This window comes from Sphingobium fluminis, assembly GCF_037723805.1.
GTDB lineage: Bacteria > Pseudomonadota > Alphaproteobacteria > Sphingomonadales > Sphingomonadaceae > Sphingobium.
Genome location: NZ_JBBJUK010000005.1, coordinates 264,421 through 285,718 on the forward strand (window position 1 = coordinate 264,421; position 21,298 = coordinate 285,718).

General features: G+C 63.9%; 6 protein-coding genes (1 of these 6 cut by a window edge). 5 read left to right on the plus strand and 1 reads right to left on the minus strand.

The annotated features are described in order from the left end of the window. Positions 1-14,040, minus strand: partial view of a putative Ig domain-containing protein gene (locus WG907_RS14610; RefSeq protein WP_340233916.1) — the beginning only. 23,121 nt of this gene lie to the left of the window's left edge; the window shows 14,040 of its 37,161 coding nt (coding positions 1-14,040); it begins with the start codon at positions 14,038-14,040; its stop codon lies beyond the left edge, outside the window. A 283-nt stretch (positions 14,041-14,323) separates the two neighbouring features. Between WG907_RS14610 and WG907_RS14615 the strand changes: the two genes are divergently transcribed. From WG907_RS14615 to WG907_RS14635, 5 genes are all read left to right on the plus strand, one after another. Beyond that, positions 14,324-15,280, plus strand: a complete 957-nt coding sequence (locus tag WG907_RS14615) for an efflux RND transporter periplasmic adaptor subunit (protein ID WP_340233918.1) — start codon at positions 14,324-14,326, stop codon at positions 15,278-15,280. 28 nt (positions 15,281-15,308) lie between these two features. Then, the gene (locus WG907_RS14620) at positions 15,309-16,796 is read left to right on the plus strand and encodes a TolC family outer membrane protein (RefSeq protein WP_340233920.1); all 1,488 of its coding nucleotides are present in this window, start codon (positions 15,309-15,311) and stop codon (positions 16,794-16,796) included. A gap of 290 nt (positions 16,797-17,086) precedes the next feature. Beyond that, positions 17,087-17,566, plus strand: a complete 480-nt coding sequence (locus tag WG907_RS14625; protein WP_340233921.1) for an RNA polymerase sigma factor — start codon at positions 17,087-17,089, stop codon at positions 17,564-17,566. Then, a complete protein-coding gene (locus WG907_RS14630; protein ID WP_340233923.1) occupies positions 17,560-18,558 on the plus strand; it encodes a FecR family protein in 999 nt (332 codons plus the stop codon). The genes WG907_RS14625 and WG907_RS14630 overlap by 7 nt, the downstream gene beginning before the upstream one ends. A gap of 97 nt (positions 18,559-18,655) precedes the next feature. Further along, entirely contained in the window at positions 18,656-21,199 is a 2,544-nt protein-coding gene (locus WG907_RS14635) for a TonB-dependent receptor (RefSeq protein WP_340233925.1), read from the plus strand. Positions 21,200-21,298 lie beyond the last annotated feature (99 nt).

Here is a 21,298-nt window from a genome sequence, read left to right on the forward strand (position 1 = left end):
TTCGAAGCGGTCGCTGACCTGAGGCGGCAGGCGCATTTCCTCACGCCGGGAATAGGATTTGCCGGCTTCGAGGGGCCCTGTGAAGGTGTAGGAACCGATCAGCGTGCCGGCACCGGCATCGCCTGCCTTGCGCAGATAGACCTTGTCGACCCAGGTGCCGGGCGCGTCGGTCAGACCCTGATTCTTGACCGTCCATTCGACGTCGACGACTTCGCCCTCGATACCGTTCGCCGGGGCCGAAATCGATGTGACGACAAGATCGGGCGGCGGCGTCAGGCTGATCGTAATTGGCGCCGATGTACCGCTATTATTGTCGGTGAAGACGAATTCATAGGGCGAGCTGTTCGGATTTTCTCCGCCCGGCGCGATCACGACGATGCGATAATCGCCTTCGATCCCTTGCGGCAGGGTGAAGGTTTCGGTGCGCTGATAGCTGTCGCCGGCCGCGAGGAAGCCAAGGTGATTGACCTGATCCAGCAGGACCCGGCCGGTTCCGTCCGTCTTTTCCAGATAGACCTGATCCGCCCAGGCGGCGCTGTTGGTCAGGCCCAGTCCCTGGTTGGCGACCGACCAGGTGACGGCGACCTTCGATCCCGATAACGCCGATGTCGCGGTCGACACGGTCGGGACGACCAGATCGGCCCACAGGGTCGGCGATACGTCGAAAAAGCCCGGCAGGAAGCCGCGATTGGCGTCATTGCCATTTTCGAACACCTGATCGGTCGCATCGCTGCGCACGAACAGCGTATAGCGGCCGTAAAAGGCGGGCGGCAGGATGAGGTCGAGACTGCTTTGATAGCTTTGCCCGACCGCCAGCCCGCCGCTATGGGCCAGCTGGCCGATGACGCGATCGTCGCCATTGCCATAGATCGCGTCGCTCGACAGGATCACCTGATCGGTCCAGTTGCCGGTGAAACCCGCGCCGGTGCCGCTGTTAGTGACCGTCCAGCCGACCGTGGCGCGCGCCGGATCGCCGATGGTGCGGGCAGGGGCTGTGACGTCGCTCACCGCAAGGTCGGCATATTCGGACAGGGTGACCGACAAGGCGGTGGAGGCGATGTTGTTCGCCTCCCCAGAGGTGCCTTCCACCACGGCGGCGTCGCTGTCGGTCTGCACGATCAGGCGATAGTCGCCCTGGGCGTCGATGGGCAGGACGACCTGTAGCGCGCCGGCATAAGCCGCGCCGGCGGCAAGGTTGGCCGCAGCCGACAGCTCGCCGAGCTTGACGTCATCGGCATCGACCACGCCGTCGCGCGACAGCCAGATCGAGTCTGTCCAGCCGGACAGCGTGGCACCGGTGCCGTCGTTTCGAACCTGCCACGTCACTGTGATCGGCGTGTTCGACGCTGGCGTCCCGCTAAAAGCGACGCCGCCTGGCACCAGATCCGGGTGAGTGAGTGGCAGGGCGGGGCTGGCGTTGTCATTGTCCCCCTCAACGCCGTCCTCGAACACCTGGCCGTCGACATCGGCGCGGACGAGGACGCGGAAATTGCCGTCGGGCAAATCCGCCGGGATGGTGACCAGTTGCCGCACGACATAGGTTTCGCCCACGCCCAGGCTGAAATTACGCGCGACCGTCGCGAGCGCGCTGGCGCCACTGACCGTCGCATCGCTGTCGATATAGATGCGGTCCTTCCACGGCGCGGTTGAGGCGACCTGACCGGCGTTGCGCACCCTGTAGCTGATCTCGACGCTTTGGCCCGGCACCGCGCCGGGCGGAACGACAATGTCCTCGACGACGAGATTGGCCGCTGGCACGCGGGCGAAATGAACCGGCGCGGAGGCGAAGGCGTTGTCGGCTTCGCGCAGGCTTTCATAGACCGTGTTGCCGGCGTCGCTGACGATGATGATGCGATAATCGCCGGTCAGGCCACTGGCGAGCGCGACAGTCGCGGATGCCGAATAGGTCGCGCCGACGGCCAGCGTCCCGCTGCGGGTGACTTCGCCGAGCAGGATATCGCCGCCATCGGCGACGCCATCCGCCGAAAGCAGGATGCGGTCGATATGACCGCCGGGGGCGGCGACCTCGCCCGTATTGCGGACCTGCCACGACACGGTGAAGGGATCGCCGCCGAACACCGTCCCGGTCGGCCCGAACACCGCTTCGGCGACAAGGTTGGGGGAGGGCGAGTCGAGCGCGATGGTGGCGGGGCCGCCGATATTGTCGGCCCTCGTATCCGGCTCGATGATGGCGGCGTCGGGATCGGCGACGATGAAAATCTTGTAGGTGCCCGTCACTGTCCCCGGCAGATGGACGAGGCCCGACCGGCCATAGCTGCCACCGGCGGCGAGCGGGGTGGTCTGTGTGAAACTGCCCAGTGCGATATCGTCGCCATTGCCCATAATGGCGTCGGTGCTCAGGATGACGCGGTCGACCCAGCCCGCGGGCGCGGTGTCGATGGCGACCCCGGCGTTGGTGACGGTCCAGCTGACCGTGATGTCCGTTCCGCCCTGCGCCGAGGCAGGGGCCGTCACGCCGTTGACGCGAAGGTCGGGATAGGATTTGGCCGCGACCGCGACCGTTGCCGCCTGTGCGTTGTTTCCTTCGGCATAGACGAGGTCGTTTACTTCGCGGACCGTGCCGCCATTGCCGCCAGCCTTGTCGTCGGCGATCACGGTGACGCGGACCGAGCCGACCGAGCGAATGCCATTGGGCAGGGCGAAGACGAAGCTGCGCGGCCGGCTGGCGCCGACAGCCAAAGCGTCTGTCGTGGTCACGCTGCTGTCCAGCAATGTTTCGCCGGTGGTCAGATTCTGGACGAGGACGCGGTTGTTCCAGCCGCCCAGCGTCGCGGCGGTCCCCTGGTTCAATTCGGTCCAGCTAACCGTAACGCTGTCGCCCGCTGACGGATTTGCGGTGCCGAGCGCGATGTCGCGGATCACCAGATCGGGCGCGGACGTGACCGTCAGCGACGCGGCATTATTGGTTTCGCCCGTGGCGGCGTCATTGGCCTCGACAACCTGATCGAGAATGTCGGTGGTGACGACGAATTCGAACTGGCCCTGGCCGAGCAGGCCCTGTGGCCAGGTAAAGATGTGCGTGCCTGCGTGGCTGGCGCCCGCCGCCAGACCGCCGGCTACGGGCAGGTCGAGGACCGCCATCTGTTCGCCGGTGATCGTGTTGCGCAGCGACAGCCGTTCCTTGAAATCGACCGCGATATCCTGATTGCCGTCGTTCCGCGTTGTCCAGCTCAGCGTCACGGGGTCGCCCGGCTGCCAGCCCGAAGCCGGCGCGACGGTCAGCGGCGATACGGTAAGGTCGACGAACGGCGCCAGCGCCGAAACCGCCGCCAGTGTCGCAATATTGTTGGTTTCGCCGGTGCCCTGCGCATTTTCCTCGGCGACCGCATTGGCGACATCGCTGACCACCGAAAATTGCAGATTGCCCGCGCCCCGATTGCCGACCGGCAGCGAAAAGCTGGTCTGCCGCGCCCGGACGCCGCCGGGATCGAGTGCGCCGCCATTATCGTCGACCAGGAAATTGCCGATGATCTGGCCGGTGTCTACATTGCGCACGATCACGCGGTCGGCCCAGACGCCGGGTGCCGGCCGGTCGCCCTGATTGCGCGTGTTCCACGACAGCGTGATGGCCGCGCCGGACTGGAGCGGCCCGACCGCGCTGACCGCCAGGTCGGTGGCCACGAGGTCGGGTGCGGGCACCACTTCTAGCGAGTTGATGCGCACCGGCGCGATCACCGGATTTTCGAACAGGTTGAAGCCAAAGGCCGATACGCTGGCCGCGTCGTAGATATAGCCTTCGATCAGCAGGGCATATGTCCCGGTATCGGGAAGCACGAATGAGTCCACGTCGGCGAAGCCTGTGCGGAACAATTCCCGTCCGTTGGGCGCGATCAGGCGCCACAGGATCGATCCGCCGCTCTGCTGCTGCCGGTCGAAATACACCCGATCGCCGGCGGTGGCGGAGAAATTATACACTTCGGTTTCCGAGCCGGGACTGAGCGTACCGGTCACGGGGATGCCAAGGTCGATCGCCGTGCCTTTGGCCAAATCGCGCACGGCGATGTCGAAACCGCGCGGGGCCGTGCCGCTGTTCGTCACGGTCAGAACATAATCGCCCGCCGGCGCGACGATCGCGAGATTGGCGTCGCTCGTGGCGTAGGAATCGGTGCTGAGGAAATTGCGCGCGGCTTCGACCCCGCGCGGCCCCGACAGCGACCAGCTCAACGCACCGTCGAGCGTCAGCGCATCGACATAAAGCTGGGTCGATGCATCGAGATGGAAGCTGAGCGAGGTGGTCTGCGCCGGCTGGGTGAACTGGCCCGAATAGGTCTGGCCAAGCGTCAGCGCGTCGGCAAGATCGACGATCCGCAGTGCCTGGAAACGGAAATCGACCGGATTGACCTCGTCGATGCGGCCTTCCACCAGCAGCGTGTAGGTCCCGTCCCGCGGCAGCTCCACCGGACCGGCGTCGGTGTCGTAATTGGTGTAGAATAGCTGATTGCCATAGGGATCGAACAGCCGCCATGTGCCATAGCCGGTGTTGGACAGCGCATCGAACAGGATGCGGTCGCCCGCAGCGCCGGTGAATGTATAGGTTTGCGTACTGTTCGCCGGATCGAGCCGGCCGCTGGTTTCGGCATCGAGCGTCAGGGCGGGCGCGGCGGAAAGGTCGAGCAGGCGGAACGCGTAATCGCCGGTCACGTCCCCGCCGGCATCGACCGTGACGATATAATCCCCGGGTGTGGCGAAAAAGCCGGTCGCGTCGCCGCGCCCGAAGGCGTCGGCATTCTGGAAATTGCGCTGCTGGATGATCCCGGACGGGCCGGTCAGGGTCCAGCCGATCTGGTTGGTGTTGGCCAGGCTGTCGAACAGCAGATAGCGGCCCGAATCGACGGTAAAGCGGTAGCTGTTGCGATCGCCCGCATTGGCCAGACTGCCCGAGATCGAAGCGCCCAGGGTTGCGGCGACTTCGCTGTCGACCATGGCGTTGACGCGGAAGCCGAGGGTCTGGGGCTCCCCGCTCCAGATCCGCCCTTCCACCAGCAGTGTGTAGGTGCCGTCGATGGTAAGCATCGGCGCTTCGAGATCGCCGACGCCGCGCGGGCCGAATATCATGCGACCCAGGGGATCGATCAGGCGCCAAGATGGCTGGCCCGACCCGCTCAGATGATCGAAAAACAGCTTCTGGTCGGCGGTCGCGGTAAACTGATAGGCTTGCGTCGCATTGCCGGGGCTGAGCGTAAGGTCGACGGCGGTGCCCAGCGTCAGCGGCGTTGCGTCGAGCAGCGACAACAAGCGGAAAGCATAGCTGCCGGTATTGGCCCCGGCCGCGGAGATCGCGACCTCATAGGTGCCCGGCTCCAGCATCATCACCGGGTTGCCGCCATTTTCTTCGCCGTCGGTGCTGGTGAAGCTGGCCGGGCCGCCGGTCAGGGTCGGGCCGGTAATCTTCCAGCGCAACTGGCCGTTATTGCTCTGCGGGTCGAACACCACCGGCGTTTTCTGGCTGACGGTGAAGCTGTAGCGGTAGACGGCGCCGGCCTGATCGACGGTCCCGGTGATCGTCTGGCCGAGGTCGGCCGGGGCCGGCGGCGACGCGGCGGCGGTTTGTGCCACGGCGAAATTGTCGAAATCCTGATTGCCGATCGAATTGCCCTGAAACGCGCCGATCTGCATGCGCCCGGCGGCAAGCTCCAGTCCGCCGACGAAAAAGTCCGCCACCGCTGTCTTGGTGATGCCGCCAATGCCGGTCAGTTCGACCGTGACCAGCGCGCCGCCATTGGCGCGGGTCATGATGATCCGGGCGGTGGTCCAGTCGCCATTCGCCAGCGTCAGCCCCGGATCTGCGACGTCCGCGAGCTTGGCGCCGTCATAATAGATCGACAGGTGATTGGCGTTGACTTCACCATTGTTGAGCGCGTCGAAGCCGATCCCCAACGCGCCTGCGATAGCCGGCTCCGCGCCGAATGCGGGGCCGGCGCCGGCCGCGCCATACAGCGAGACCGGCAGCCAGGCGAAGCCGAATCCGTCGGGGTCGGTCGGCTGTCCGGGCTTGCGCGCCAGCCGGAAATCGAAACTCGCCTCGACCCTGTCCTGCCTGCCCGTAGCGGTCGCTGCGAACGCGATCGAATTATTGACGAAATCATGCAGTGCGTCCGTCAGCCGGACGAAATTGCCATTGGGTTCGGCCAGTAATTGCGCCGCTTCGCCCCGGTGATTGGTCAGCACGAAGGGCAGACCGGTCGCGTCGAACGTCTGCGCCGTCTGGCCGTTGAAGGCCGTCGCGGTCGGCAGGGCGAAGGTGAAGCCGTAATTGACGTCCGCGCCCGATCCGCTGCGCCCTTCGACCAGCAGCGCATAGCTTCCGGTCACGCCTGCCGTCAGCAAGCCGGTGTCGGTAAAATCGGACGGGCCGAACAGCACTTGCCCCAGCGGATCGATCAGCCGCCAGCGCACGTCGCCATTGGGACCGCCGGTCGGCTGGAAGGCGAAGCGATCGCCGGCGGTCAGGTCGACACGGAATATATCGGTTTCGCGACCCGTCTGCGTCAGGGCGCGGGTATAGGTGGCGTCGGCCGCCAGCGTCTCGCCCGCGCTCGCAAGATCGAGCAGGCGGAATGCATAGGTCCCGGTCGCTTCGCCATTGCCGTCGATCGTCAGCGTCCAGTCGCCGGCCGGCAGATCGAGTACGGGATTGCCGGGGAAATCGATGCTGTCGGAATTGGAGAAGGCGCGTCTCGTGACGACCTGCCCGCTCGGTCCCTTAAGCGTCCAGTTGATGCCCGGAGAATTGCTGAGCGAATCGAATAGGACGCGCTTGCGATCCGCCAGCGTGAAGGTGAAGCTGTCCGTCTCGCCCTTGAGCGCTATTGCGCCGTCGATTTTCGCGCCGAGCGCCAGCACTTCGGTCTGGCCACCGGACGGGATCAGGTTGAATCGATAGCTGGCGTTCGAACTCTGATAGACCCGCCCTTCCAGCAGCAGCGTGTACGTACCGCTGCTCGTCAGCTTCAGCCCGTCAATGTCCGACAGTCCCTGCGAGTTGAAGACCATATTGCCGAACGGATCGATCAGCCGCCAGCGCACGTCATTGATCGCGGCAAGGCCATCGAGATAATAGATGTCGTCGGCGCTGGCGCTGAATTTATAGGCCTGCGTCGCGTTTGCGGGGGACAGGTCGCCCGCCACTTCGGTGCCCGGCGTCAGGGGCAGCGCGCTCGCAAGGTCGGTCAGCCGGAAATTATACCAGCCGGTGGCGTCGCCGGTGCCGTCGACGGTCAGCCTGTAGTCGCCGGCCCGCAGCTTCAGAACGGGGTTGCTGCCGATATCGGCCTGATCGCTGCTGGCGAAGCCGCGCTGATCGACGATCTTGCCTTCCGGTCCTTCGAGCGACCAGCGAATGTCGCCGTTCGCGGTCAGGCTGTCGAACAGCGCGAACGTCTCGTTGGTGAGCGAGAAGGTGTAGACATCCTCCTCGCCCGCGCGGTCGATACGGCCGGTCACGCCATTGGCGTTGCGCTGCCGGAGCACCGCGCTACCCGACAAAGCGGTCGATTCGAAGTCGAGCGCATAGATCAGCCCGGCGGTGCCGGTGGGCGGAGGCGCGGCCATATCGGCGACCAGCTGATCGGGCGATCGCGCCACGTCCCACAGGCGGAAGCTGTCGACGCCACCCTCGATCGGCCCCGCGTCGGGATAGGTGCCCGGATGCATGCCGATGAGCAGGGGGTCGGTGCTGACCGTGTTGATGGTGCGGGTCAGCGTGCGAGAGGCTTTCTCGACCCCGTTCACATAGAGTTTGAACGTACCCCCCGCCCGGTCCGCCACCATCGCGACATGGACCCATTCGCCCAGCGTAAATGCGCCGCCACCCGTGCGGATGCTCTGGTTGCCGCCCGCATCGCCGGCCGATGCGTAAAGCTCGCCGCTGTTGCTGAGCCACAGGGCGTAGGGGACGGTCACGTTCTGGTCGTCGCCTTTGATCGCCAGCACATGCCAGCTGTCGCTATACCGCTCCAGCCGATACCAGCCTTCCAGCGTGAACGAACCGATCGGGGAAACGGCGGCGCTGTCGGCTATCTCGACATGATCGGCGCCGTTCAGCGACAGCGCATTGCCGTTCACGCCGGCCATTGTCGAAGGTGGGTTGGGGTTGGGCCCATCGAGGGTTATGGGCGTGACCGTCGGATTGGCGACCGAGGAGACCGCAAAACGATAGGGAATCGGCCAGCTGCGCCATGAGCGCCCTTCGAGCAGCAACGTATAGGTGCCGCCGATCGCCAGCGGCCCGGTGTCGATATCCTGGAAGTTAACCGGCCCCAGCACTTGCCGGCCGTTCGGATCGATCAGCCGGAAGGTGGCGCGATCGACCGATGCGCCGAAAGCCTGCGCGTCGATGAACAGCCTGTCCCCGGACGCGACCGATATCCGCCATGCCCCATTCTCGCTGGCGGCGATGCGGTTCGATACGGTGGTATCGACGGGCAGGGCAGGGGCAAGGCTGAGGTCGACGATGCGAAAGGCATAGGCGCCCGGGTCGAGCGCGCTGTTGGATATGGTGACCATATAGTCGCCGGCAGCCGCATCGAACACGGGGTTACCGCCGCCCAGTTCGTAACTGTCGCCGTTTCGCAGATTCCGGGTGACGACGAGCCCGCCCGGCCCCTTGATCGTGGCGACCATGCGATCATTATCGTGCAGCGCGTCGAAGGTCAGCAGCGTCCGGGCGGCAAGCGTGAAACTATAGCTGTGCGTTTCTCCCGGCTGCGACAGCCGGCCTTCGGCGACGCCCTGGAGCCCGTCGAAATCGCTCAGGATCGCGATCGCCCTGCCGGAAACCGCGTCGGTCGTCTGGTTGGCGGCAAGATCGTCCAGACCCAGGCGCAGGCGCAGGCCCGGCGCATTGGCGGCGACCGCGCCATCCTTGTCGGCGGCGATGTCTGCCGCCGATCGCGCGCCGCCCCAGATGCGCACTTCGTCCAGCAGGCCTTCGAACTTGCCGTAACTCTCGTCGATCTGGCTTGTACCGGAAATATAGAGCGGCGAGTCGGCGGAGCCTGATGCGGCATCGCCGCTGACCGAGCGTTCCACGGCGAGAACGCCGTCCAGATAGAGCTGCATCGTGCCGGTGCTGCGCGAAAGTACGGCGGCGACATGAGTCCATTTGCCGGAGGCGACCGAGCCGGCGGCGGTTTCTATGGTGTCGTTGGCGCCACCACGGTGGCTGGAGAAATGAATATAGCCATTATTGTTGAGCCACAGCGAGTAGCTGCGCTCGTTCGTTTCGCTGCCCTTGAAGATGATCGGCACCCAGCTATCGGGCATGCGATCCGGGTTGATCCAGAATTCGACCGTGACGTCGCTGCGCAGGTCGAGCGCCGGGTCGAGGACCTGGATCTGCTCGTGACCGTCCAGCCCGATGGCGGTGCCGACCTTGCCGGGGGCCTGCCGCGACGCGATGGCCTGCCCGTTCAGCGGGAGCGCCGCGAGGACATTGGCCGACGCGAACAGCGCGAAATCATAAGGCCGCACGGTCGCGGCATCTTCCCATACCCGGCCTTCGACCAGCAGCGTGTATGTGCCCGTCCGCGTGGGTGTGAAGCTCTGGTTGCCGACATCGGTAATCGACACCTGACGACCGTCCGGATCGATCAGGCGCAGGGTGGCGTAGGGGGTCGAGACATAGCTGCGCAGGGTCAGTTTTTCGCCGGCCGTGGCCAGGAAGGTGAAGACGTCCGTCTCGCGCGCCTGGTTCAGGTCGCCCGACATCCGCGCGCCCTGGACTATGGGCGTTGCAATGGCGAGGTCGAGCAGGCGGAAGTCCCCGGTCCCGACATAGCCGTTGGAGCCCGTGACGCTGATTTCATAGGTTCCAGGACCAAGATCGAGAACCCGGTCGTTGGGATTCTCGGAAGAATCGGAATAGTAGAACGTATCCGATCGCGTCGCCGTGGGACCGGTCAATGTCCATGCCAGCGAGCCGTCCGGTGTCAGCGAGTCGAAATAAAGACGCTTCGCGGCGTCGAGCGTGAAGGTAAAACGGGTCTTCTGGAACGGCTGCGCCACCTCGGCGGTGGTCGTGGCTCCCAGCGTCAGCGCCACCGGGGCCGGATCGACCCGCTTGTCGAGCGTGAAGGCATAGGCGCTGCCTGCGCCACCGTCCCACACCCGGCCTTCGACGAGCATGGTGTAGCGACCGGTTGCCGACGCCACGAACTGGCGGTTCGCGAGGCCTGCGGGACCGAACAGGTCCTGGCCCTGCGGGTCGAGTACGCGCATGCTGGCATTGGACGCATTGGCCAACCGGGTGAAGACGATCGAATCGCCGGCCGTCGCGTCGAATGCATAGAGGTCGGTTTCGCGACTGGGCGTCAGCGAGCCGTCGATCCGGACGTCGCCCAGCGTCAGCGGCGTGGCGTTGAGCGTGTCGAGCAGGCGCATGCCATAGTCGCCGGTGTGACCGTTGCGGCCTTCCACCACCAATTCATATGTTCCCGCGTTCAGGCGCATCGGCTGGAGCGTGCCGCCCTCGAAACTGTCAGAATAATAGAAGGCGTTCCCGAAATCGCCTTGCGGGCTGGAAAGCGACCACTGCATTTCGCCGTCCGCCGTCAGGGAATCGAATATGAGCGTGGTGTCGGACGCCAGGGTGATCTGATATCTTTGCACGTCGCCGGGATGGGCGATCGAGCCTTCGGTCGCGGTATCGAGCGGCAATGCCAGCACGGGCGGGTCTTGCGGCTCGTTCAACGCGAAACTGAAATCCTCCGCAGCGCCGCTGTTCCAGACGCGGCCCTCGACGATCAGCGAATAGGTGCCGGCGACGGGCAGGGTGAGCGCGCGATTGTAAAAGCCGGTGGTGCCGCTCAACTGGCGTCCATAAGGGTCGATGATGCGGTAACCGGCATAGCTGTCGGTCTGGCCGGTGAAGAAGACCGATTGTCCCGCATTTCCGGCAAAACTGAATATTTGCGATGAATTGGCCGGGCTGAGCGTCCCTTGCATAACGGGGCCGTCGATTGCGACGGCCGTCGCGGCCGCAAGGTCCAGCAAGCGGAAGCGGAAATCGCCATCGCTTCCCGAAATCGCGACCTGATAGGTTCCTGCGCGCGGCAGGCGATAGACGACGACGCCGCTATTTTCGGACGATTCCGAATAATAGAGACTGCGGGCGTCAGATACGGCCCCGTCGGGACCCGTAATCGTCCAGCTCTTGCCGGTGTCGGGCGTCAGCGAATCGAAATAGATCGTGCGCGCGGAATCCACCGTGAAGGTGAATGTTGCCGGTGCGCCCGAGATCGTCCCGGTCGCCGTGTCGCCGAGCGTGAGGGGGGTGCCCGTCGACAGGTCGGGCGGCGGGGTATTGCCCGTCCGGTGGAGCAGAAAGCTGTAGGATTCCGGGCTGGTCTGCCACGCCTGCGCTTCCAGCGCGAGCGTGTAAACACCTGTCATCGGCAGCGTGAAATCGCCGTCCGTATAAAAGCCGTTCGGCCCGTCGACCAGCCGCCCGTTTGCGTCATACAGCCGCCAGCTGGCGTTGCCCGAGTTCGCGCCGGTGATTTTCTGAAGGGTGATGGCATCGCCGGCTTCGCCGTTGAACCGGTAGATGTCGGTTTCGTTGGCGGGCTGAAATTCGCCCGCTATCTCGCTTTCCAGCGCGATGAGCGGCGCACTTGCGGTATCGAGCAGGCGGAACCCATAATCGCGTTCGCTATTGTCGCCGGCATCGATCGTCAGGACGTAATCGCCCGCCGGCAGATCGAGCAGGGTCGAGCCCGATATCCCGAAGGAATCCGAAAAGGCAAAGGCACGGTTGGACACTTCGGTGCCGCGCGGCCCGGTAAGCGACCAGGAAATGCTGCCGTCATATACGGATGAATCGAACAGCAGCGCCTTGGCCTGCGCCAGCGTGAAGGTGAAGTTGCGCCGCTCCGCCAGGCCCAGCGTCCCGGACACGGATTCGCCCAAAGCGATGGCGGCTACAGGGTCCGTGATCGTGCGCGCCGCCAGCGTGAAGCTGGCCGTATCCACATTATAATAGCGACCATCGACGACGACGGTATAGGTCCCGGTCGCGGGCAGCTCGTCCAGGTCGAGATTGCCGCCAAGATAGGTCGGGCCAATCAGTTGGCGGCCGTCGGGGCCATAGACGGCGGCATAGAATTCGGCGCCCACGCGCGAGGCGAGATCGAGGAAGATATGATCGCCCTTCGTCCCATCGAACGAGAAAATACGACTCCCGGTCGCCCGAGCTAACGATGCCGTAGCCAGCGCGGCGCTCGGCGACAGATCTGCCGCCGTCGCGCCCCGGCCTTCGTCAAACCGCCAATAGCCGGCCAGATCTGCTTCGCTGCCAGTAAGTGGCGATGTATATCCGGCGGCGATCTGGCCTGCGCTGCGGGCGTTCCGCCACACGCGCACCTCATCGAGCTTGCCCTGCCAGCGGCGGCTGTCCAGCGGCCCGCCGCCGATGACGAGCGGAGCCGCGATCGGCGCGATCGTGCCGGCGAACGCCGTTTCCGCCGCAAGCGCGCCGTCGATGAACAGACGCATCGCGCTTCCGTCGAAGGTAGCGGCGACATGATGCCAGTCGCCGAACGGCATTACCGCTTCGACATAGGTGGAATTGATATTGTTTATGTAGAAGCGGATGGACCGCCCAACCTGAACCAACCCGTAGCCGTCCTGAAAGCTCGAGTCGGTGGATCGGGTGACCAGCCCGTCATACCCATAATGGTCGCCCACATTGGCCCAGGCTTCCAGGGTCAGGTTTGCGGCGTCCGCCAGTGTGGCGTCTGTAACGGTGAGGCTGCCGCCCTGCACCGCATCCCACCCATAGTTGGTCGCGCCCGGCAGGCCGGCATAATCGATCGGAGCGCCATCCGGCCTCGCGCGCGCGGCCTGCGCGCCGCCATCGTCCAGGACGACGTCGACCGGCGAGCCGATGACGAGCGGAGTTGCCACTGCCATCGATTGCAGGCGGAATGCGAAATCCCCAGTGCGGTCGCCATCCGCCGACACGGTGAGGCTGTAATGGCCGGCCGCCAGTTGCAGCGGCGGCTGATTGTCGACCAGGTCGCTCGACTGAAACAGTCGCTGGTTGACCAGCGTGCCGTTGGGGCCTTTGAGCGTCCATCGGAAGCTATCGGACCGCAGCAGCGTATCGAACAGCAGGCGCGTGTCGGTGGACAGATCGAAGTCGTAGACGGATTTGTTGCCGGCGCCCGTGATTTTGCCAAGGACAGTGTCGCCGATCGACAGCGTGGCCTGGGTCGTTTCGACGCGGGAGACCGTGAACGCATAGTCATAGGCCGAACTGTTCGCGTCATAGCCTTCGACCGCCAGAGTATAGGTCCCGGCGCGGGTCATGGACATCGCCCCTGAATCGGAAAATCCATCAGGTCCCCGGATCGCTTCGCCGTCCGGTCCGATCAGGCGCCAGGACACGGTCTGGCCCGAGAGGGTGTGGGTGTCGAAAAACACCGTATCGCCGGCGATGACGTCGAATTTGTAGAGATCGGTCTGCTTGCCCGGATTGGTCGCTTCAATCCTTTGCCCCAGCGCAATGTCCTGCGCGTTGGCGATGTCGAGCAGCCGGAAGGAATAGGCCCCGGTCCGGTCTGCGGCCCCGTCGACCGTGAGCGTATATTCGCCGACCTTGAGGTCGAGGACATTCGATCCGGCGATATCGTAGGAGTCCGACGCGCCGATGGCCCGGCCGGACACCGGCGTTCCATTTGGTCCCGACAGCGACCATGTCAGTGACGTATCGGTCAGCGAGTCGAAATAGATCTTCTTGGGCTGGGTGAGCTGGAAGACGAACTGGTCGGTTTCGCCCGGAACATCGATCGACCCGGAAATGGGCGCCGCGTCGGCCGATAGCAGTACGCGGGGTTCGAGCCCCTCAATAGTAAGTCGATTCGCCAGAATCGACGAATTACGCAGCCGGTTCTGCTGTTTTTGGCGGCGAACATCGGGAGCGACCGTCGCGTCGCCGTTCGAGTCCTTGCCCCATCCCCCCAGCAAAGGAATTTCAAATCGTGCACCAAGCATCTCGCGCACATCCCCCAGACAGGCCACACCGAAGTGCCGACACGCTGGCCTTCGAGTCTATGAAGCGTGACAGAGATCATTGGTAAGGATAAACCACAAATACTTCAATCATTTCATGCGAGCTATAAGTGCCGGTTTTTCGGCCGGAATCGCCCAAAATCGCCAAGTTGCTAAATATAAGGTATTTCAATCTCTATTTTGCGGCATGGTCTCATGTTGGGCGTTGATAAATGCGCCAAGCATCGTATGAAGAAGCAGGCTAATAAAGATGTTTCTCGCAAGAGGGTTCTCGTTGGAGAACAGGGGGTAGATGGATCGCGCTCGTGTCCTGCTTTTCGGGGGTGGTGCAGCGGCCGCCTTCCTGATTGTGATTTTCCTCTTCTCCGGGGACGATCCCAAGCAGCCGGCGGCGGTGCACGCCGCGGCCGCGCCGGGACGCCCGCAACCTGCGCCCGTAAAGATGCAGCGCAAGGATGCCGGATCGATCCTGCCGCCGGGCATGGATCCCGCCCGCCCGACCGACTGCCTGATCGAACCCAGCCAGGTGATCCGCGTCAACAGCGGGGTCGAAGGCGTGATCCAGGCGATCTATGTCGATCGCGGCGATGCGGTGCGGAGTGGTCAGGTGGTGGCGCAATTGCGGTCCGATGTCGACCGGGCGACGGCGGCCGCGGCCAGCGCACGCGCCGCCAACGGCTATTCGGTGCGCGCTGCGGCCAGTCGCGCGGCCTATCTCGCTTCGGTCAAGCAGCGCAGCGAGGCGATCGAGAAATATCTGGCGCGCGACGCGGTGGAAGAAGCGCAGGCCAATGCGCGCGCCGCCGATGAAGAGCGCGGGGCCGCTGCGCAGAATCAGCGGGTGGCCCAGCTGGAATATGTCCAGTCGCAGACGGTGCTTGCCGAAAAGACGGTGCGCAGCCCGATCAGCGGCATCGTGACCGAACGGGCGATGTCGGTCGGCGAATATCGCGGCGCGAGCGCATCGCATATCCTCACCATCGCCAAGGTGGACCCGCTCAATGTGGAAGTGTTTGCGCCGATCGCGCAGCTTAACGGGGTGCATGTCGGCGATCAGGTGACGATCCTGCCGGAACAGCCGGTCGGCGGCAAATATCTGGCGCGGATCAAGATCATCGATCGTGTGTTCGACGCGGCCAGCGGGACCTTCGGCATGCGGCTCGAATTGCCGAACCCGGGCAACCGGCTGCCGGCGGGTCTTCGCTGCCGGATTGATATCAAGAATATCGGCATACAGGGGGGCACATGACATGTCGGGGGTAAATTTTGACGGAGCCATGCGGAGGCGCGGCGTTCGCAGCGCGCTGAACCTATGTTGCGCGGTGGCGGCGATCGCGCCCGCGCCGCTGCTCGCCGACACGCTTCAGGGCGCGCTGCGCGCCGCCTATGAAAGCAATCCGACGCTGATGGCGCAGCGCGGCGCGGTGCGGGCGACCGACGAAAGCGTGCCGATCGCGCGCGCTGCGGGACTGCCCACGGTCGAGGGCACCGCGACCTATGAGGAAAATATCCTCAAGGGCAAAGCGACGCCCGGCGGTTTCGTTTCCAATCCCGAACGCCAGCTGGTCAGTCAACTGAGCGCCAACGTACCCCTCCTGACCTTCGGCGCCGTCGGCAGCGCGGTGCGGGCCGCCGAAGCCCGAGTGGAATCGAGCAGGGCCGGGCTGCGGTCCACCGAGTCCGATCTTTTCACCTCCGTGGTCGGCGCCTATATGGACGTCATTCGCGACGAGGCGATCGTTCGGCTCAACGAGCGCAACACGGGCGTGCTGACCTATACGCTGACGGAGACCCGCGAGCGGCTGCGCGCCGGTGAACGGCCTTCGAGCGACGTCGATCAGGCAGAGGCGCGCGAAGCGCTGGCCCAAAGCCAGCTCGAAACCGCCAGGGCGCGCCTTATCGCCAGCCGCGAAGCCTATGTGCGGCTTGTCGGCCATGAACCCGGCCCGCTCGATCCGCCACAGCCCTTGCCCGCAATGCCGGCATCGCCCGAGGTCGCGGTTTCGGTCGCGATGGACAATAATCCCAAGCTGCTGATCGCGCGGGCGGAACGTCGCGCATCGGATCAGGACGTCACGGTCGCGGGCGCCGCCGGCCTGCCGCGGCTGAGCGCGATCGGCAATCTCAACCAATATGACTATCTCAATTCGCTCGCGCCCGGCACCGGTCCACGCAACCGCGATCAGGGCGTAACGGCGAGCGTCGGCGTGCAGCTGAAACTGCCGATCTACAATGGCGGGGGCATCGCCGCGCAAACGCGCCAGGCGCGCGAGAAGCAGGGCGTCGCGATCGAGAAGGTGATCGAAGCCGAGCGGCTGGCCATCGCCGAAACCCGATCGGCCTATTCCACCTGGCGCGCGTCGGAGATCGTGATCGGCACGGCCCAGCGCGGCGTCGCGGCGAATGTGCGCGCGCTCGAAAGCATCAAGGCGCAGACCGATGTCGGCATGCGTCCGTTGATCGACCGGCTCAATGCCGAACAGGAATTGCTCAATGCCCAAGTGACGACCGTCACGGCGCAGCGCGACGCCTATGTCGCGGGCTTTGCGCTGCTGGCCGCCATGGGTAAGGCGGAGGCAAAGGATCTCAATCTAGACGGCACCGTCCTTTACGACCCGATCGTGCATTATGATCATGTGCACGGAGCAAACGCGCCGTTCAGCGGAACCGGATCGGAACCGCAGCCCATCTCCAAAAGCACGCAGGATGTGCCGGCGCAAACGGACAAGGTCGTCACGGCGTTGGGCACGACAGGCCCACGTTGAGCTGAGCCGTATATGCGCGCCCAGATAATGGGCGTTCTGGTAAATGACGTAGCTGATCGACGCGATCACAGCTCCGTGCGTTGTAGATTCAGCATGATCGCGTCCGCACTGTCGATCACCGCGCGATTGGTCACCGGCGGAGGGCTGAACCCCGCCAGTCTCTCATAATTATAATAATTTTGCGGCAAGAGGCTGCCTGACGGCTAGCGGCGTCGCCGCTCATAATTCCCGCGCGAATGTCCGGGATCGGCCTGTCGTTCGTCTCGGGTCAGAGATATAAAGCGGAACGGATGGCGAAGATCAAAGACATGCTGCGAAAGGCCACGGCCGTGCTGCACCGCCGTGGCGTATCCGTGGATGAGAGCGAGGATCTCGTCCATGACGCATTTGTGCGATTGCGCGAATATGAGAAGCGACAGAAGGTTCGGTCGCAGGAAGCCATTCTCGTCCGGACGGCCATCAACATATCGATCGACCATGCGCGTCGCAGAGCCCGGGCGCCGGTTACAACGACTGTCACAGGATTGGAGCAGTTCGGTGATGCGCAACCTGATCCCTTCGAGATCGCCCGCGCGCGCACTCGGCTGCAGCGCGTCAATGAGGGGCTGCAAGAAATGAGCGAGACGAGCCGTCGCATCCTGCTCGCCCGGCGACTGGACGGGACCAGCGTGGCCGACATCGCGTTCCACGAAGGCATGTCTATCGCCGCCGTCGAAAAGCAGATCGCTCGTGCCACGCTCTTCCTCATGAAGTGGGTCGAGGAATGGTGACGCCACACCTGAGGCAGGAGCAGCAGATCCGGGCCGAGGCCGCCGCCTGGCTGTCGCGGCTCCAGGGTCAGCAGACCCCGGAACTGACGAAAAAGGCTTTCCGCGCCTGGTTCGACGAGGATGAGGCGCACCGCAATGCGTTCGGAACCGCCACCGAAATATGGGACATATTGCCCGGTGCGGTTCTGTTCGAGATCCCACAAGAGCCGGGCGAACGGCCCCCTCAACAGCGCAGGGTGATGCTTTTCGCCCTGGCTGCAGCTATCCTGGCGATGATCGGCATCGGCTATGCCTGGCTGACCCCGCAACCCACAATATATGCGACCGCCTTGGGGCGGCAGGAAACCATCCTGCTTTCCGATGGATCGCGCGTCGACCTGAACTCCGACAGCCAGATAACCATGCTCTATGGCAGCCAGGAGCGCCGGCTCCGGCTCGACCGGGGCGAAGCGATGTTCCACGTCCGCAAGGATCCGCATCGTCCCTTCATTGTCGTCAGCGGCGATGAACGGGTGCGCGCGCTGGGTACGACATTCGTCGTTCGGCGCCTGCCCCGGGGAAGCGTCGTCACGCTGACGCACGGGCGGGTGGAGATAGCCCGTGCGCAAGGCATGCGACAGGTCGCCCTGGCCGTGCTCAGCCCGGGCGAGCGTGCGACCATAAGCCCGCGCGCGGGCGTGTTCGTCGACCGGCCGCAGATCGACATCGTTACCGCATGGCGCAATGGCGAGGTGATATTCGAAGATGCGAGCCTGATGGAGGCGGCGGGTGAAATGAACCGCTATGCCGGGTCCAAGTCCCTTGTCGTGGATGCATCCGTCGCGACCCTTCGGATTTCGGGGATATTCGGCATCGATGAACTGGAACAATTTGCGATTGCGGCGGCCACGCTGCATCAGTTGAGGATCGAACGCCAGGGGGGCGAAATCCGCCTCGCGCCGTCCGCAAGGCAGCCGCTGGCCCATGATATGCCGGAGCGCCACGCAGGATAATCTTCCGCGAACTTCTAATGTCCGGAATTGCGAACTTGTTCGTCTAGCAACTGAAACAACGGGCTCGTCAAATGAGCCGGAAACAGGGGAGATGTCGATGAAGCTTTCGAGCAGGGCAAGCTGCGCGTCGGGCATGGCGCTGGTCGCCGCAATGGTCGTGAGTGCTCCAGCGGTCGCGCAGGCATCATATCAATTCGACCTTCCGAGCCAGACCCTGGCCAGATCGCTTCGTGCAGTGGGCAGCAAAGCCCGGGTCAATATCGCGTTCCGGCCCGAAAGCGTACGGGACAGGACCGCGCCGGCCCTGCAGGGAGCGTATGAGGCCGAACAGGCGCTGGGCCTGTTGCTGCGCGGCAGCGACCTGGCTGCGACACGCGCGCCCGGCGGATCGTTTCTGGTCGTGCCCGTGCCAAGGCCTTCTTCGAAGCCGGCGTCTCTGATGAAGCTGGCGCCTGCAAACTATGCCCAGCCCGTCGTGGACGCGCCGGCGGCGGCACAGGCACCGGTCGCGCCTGACGATGGTGGAGCGAGCGAGATCATCGTGACCGCGCAGCGCCGCGAACAAAAACTGCAGGATGTGCCCGTTTCAATCGCCGCCTTTTCGGGCGAGCGACTGCGCGAAATGGGTGCCGGTAATATCAGCGACGTCATTTCCCAGACGCCCGGCGTCCGCTTTCAGGGTGTGGCGGGGAATGCGGGATTGCCGGTTTATAATATCCGCGGCGTCACTATTCTGGATTTCACCTACACCAATGAAAGCTCCGTCGCGATCTATGCGGACGATGTGTATCTGGGCAATCCGTTCTCGGCCAACCAGCAATTGTTCGACGTCGAACGGATCGAGATTTTGCGCGGGCCGCAGGGCACGCTTTACGGCCGCAATGCGACCGGCGGCCTCGTGCACTATATCTCCCAGCGTCCGACCGCGCAGTTCGAAGGTCAGGTGCTGGGGCAATATTCCAGCTTCAACGATGTCGTGTTCGAAGGGGCGGTTTCCGGTCCGATCAGCGATTCGGTGCGCGCCCGCGTTGCCGGCCGCTTCAATCGTAACGATGGCTGGCAGACCAGCGAGAATTTCGGGACGCGGCTTGCCAAGGTGGATCATGCGGTCGCCGTCAGGGCGACGGTGGATGCCGATCTGTCCGACGCGGTCTCGCTGACCCTGAGCGGCCATTTTGGCGATAGCGCCGGTAGCGAGGACGCGCGCGCCGGCTTTGGCAAGCGTAACCCCGCCAATCTCACGCAGGTCTGCACGCCCGCGCAGGTCAGGGCGGCGCTGTGCGCCAATGCGGTCGGGTTTCGCGATCCCGATCCCGATCCGCGGCATCCCTATTCATCGCGGCGCGACATTCCGTTCTCGCTGACCTCGGCAGGCGGTTTCCTGAAATTGAACGCGGATATCGGCGACGTGAAGTTCACGTCGATCACGGCAGTCGAAGGCGGCCGCAAGCGGGACTCGCTCGATACCGGGTCGACGCCGACATATGGCGCCGACATCTGGATCGATTACTATATCAAGCATCGCCAGTTCAGCCAGGAATTCAGATTGTCCGGCGATGTCGGCAGGCTGCAATGGATTGCCGGCGGGATTTATTACACGGACACCCGTTTCTTTACGGCGATCCAGCTCGGTCAGAATTTCGGCTCCTATTCCGACCAGAAGATTTCCAGCCTCGGTGCCTTCGCCCAGGGCACCTATGCCGTGACGGACACGCTCAATCTGACCGGCGGGCTTCGCTATACGAGCGACGAAAAGACTTTGCGCGCCTATGCCGCCGTCAGGGGACCGCGTCCCGGAACGCGTGAGGGAACGCCGACCTTCACCTATTCGGGTCGGATCGCGCCGAAGAAAGTGACCTGGCATTTCGGTGCGGACTGGCACGTCACATCCGATGTGATGCTCTATGCGACCGCGTCCAGCGGTTTCAAGACGGGCGGCTATAATACCGCGTTTGCGACGACCCAAAGCGGGGTCGGGCCGGTCGGTTCCGAAACGATCAAAACCTATGAATTCGGGGTGAAGTCGAACCTGTTCGATCGCAGGCTCGTCGCGAACATTGGCGGCTTCTACAGCCAGTACCGAAACATTCAGTCTTCGGCGACGGTCACATGTGCGAGCTGCCCGGGCGGCATCGTGCCGACATATCTCAATATCGGCAATGCCAAGATCAAGGGCATAGAAGCGGAACTAACGGCCCGGCCGAGCCGTGACCTGACCGCTTCGATCGGCGCCGCTTATAATTCCAACGAACTGAGCGCACCCGCCAATCTGCTGATCGGTGGCCGTTCGCTCGATGGCAACAGACTGGCCAATACGCCCAAGTTCAGCATCAGCGGACAATTTAGCTGGCAGCCGTCATTGGGCGAAGGCCGGGGCTCGCTGATCCTCGGCGGCGACATCATTTATCAGACCAAATTCTTCTTCAGGCCCGATAATAACCCTTATGCGGTGCAGGATGGATATGCGGTCGTCGGGGCGCGGCTCGGCTGGCAGACGCCCGGCGGCGTCAGGATAGAAGCGTTTGCCAAGAATCTGTTCGATCAGGAATATTTCGTCTCTCAGACCGATGTGGGCGACATCGCGCCAGCGACCTGGGGCATGCCGCGCCAGTTCGGGGTTCGTGCATCGACCAGCTTCTAGATCCGGGTCACGAGCAAATATTGATTCTGCCATGGCGTAATTTGATCCACCACTAGAGCGTGATCCGTTCATACTGAAGCGGATCACCCTCTAATAATT

Coding starts and splice junctions, on each gene's coding strand:
- WG907_RS14615 (WP_340233918.1), top strand. CDS start 14,324: ATGGATCGCGCTCGTGTCCTGCTTTTCGGGGGTGGTGCAGCGGCCGCC.
- WG907_RS14620 (WP_340233920.1), top strand. CDS start 15,309: ATGCGGAGGCGCGGCGTTCGCAGCGCGCTGAACCTATGTTGCGCGGTG.
- WG907_RS14625 (WP_340233921.1), top strand. CDS start 17,087: ATGGCGAAGATCAAAGACATGCTGCGAAAGGCCACGGCCGTGCTGCAC.
- WG907_RS14630 (WP_340233923.1), top strand. CDS start 17,560: ATGGTGACGCCACACCTGAGGCAGGAGCAGCAGATCCGGGCCGAGGCC.
- WG907_RS14635 (WP_340233925.1), top strand. CDS start 18,656: ATGAAGCTTTCGAGCAGGGCAAGCTGCGCGTCGGGCATGGCGCTGGTC.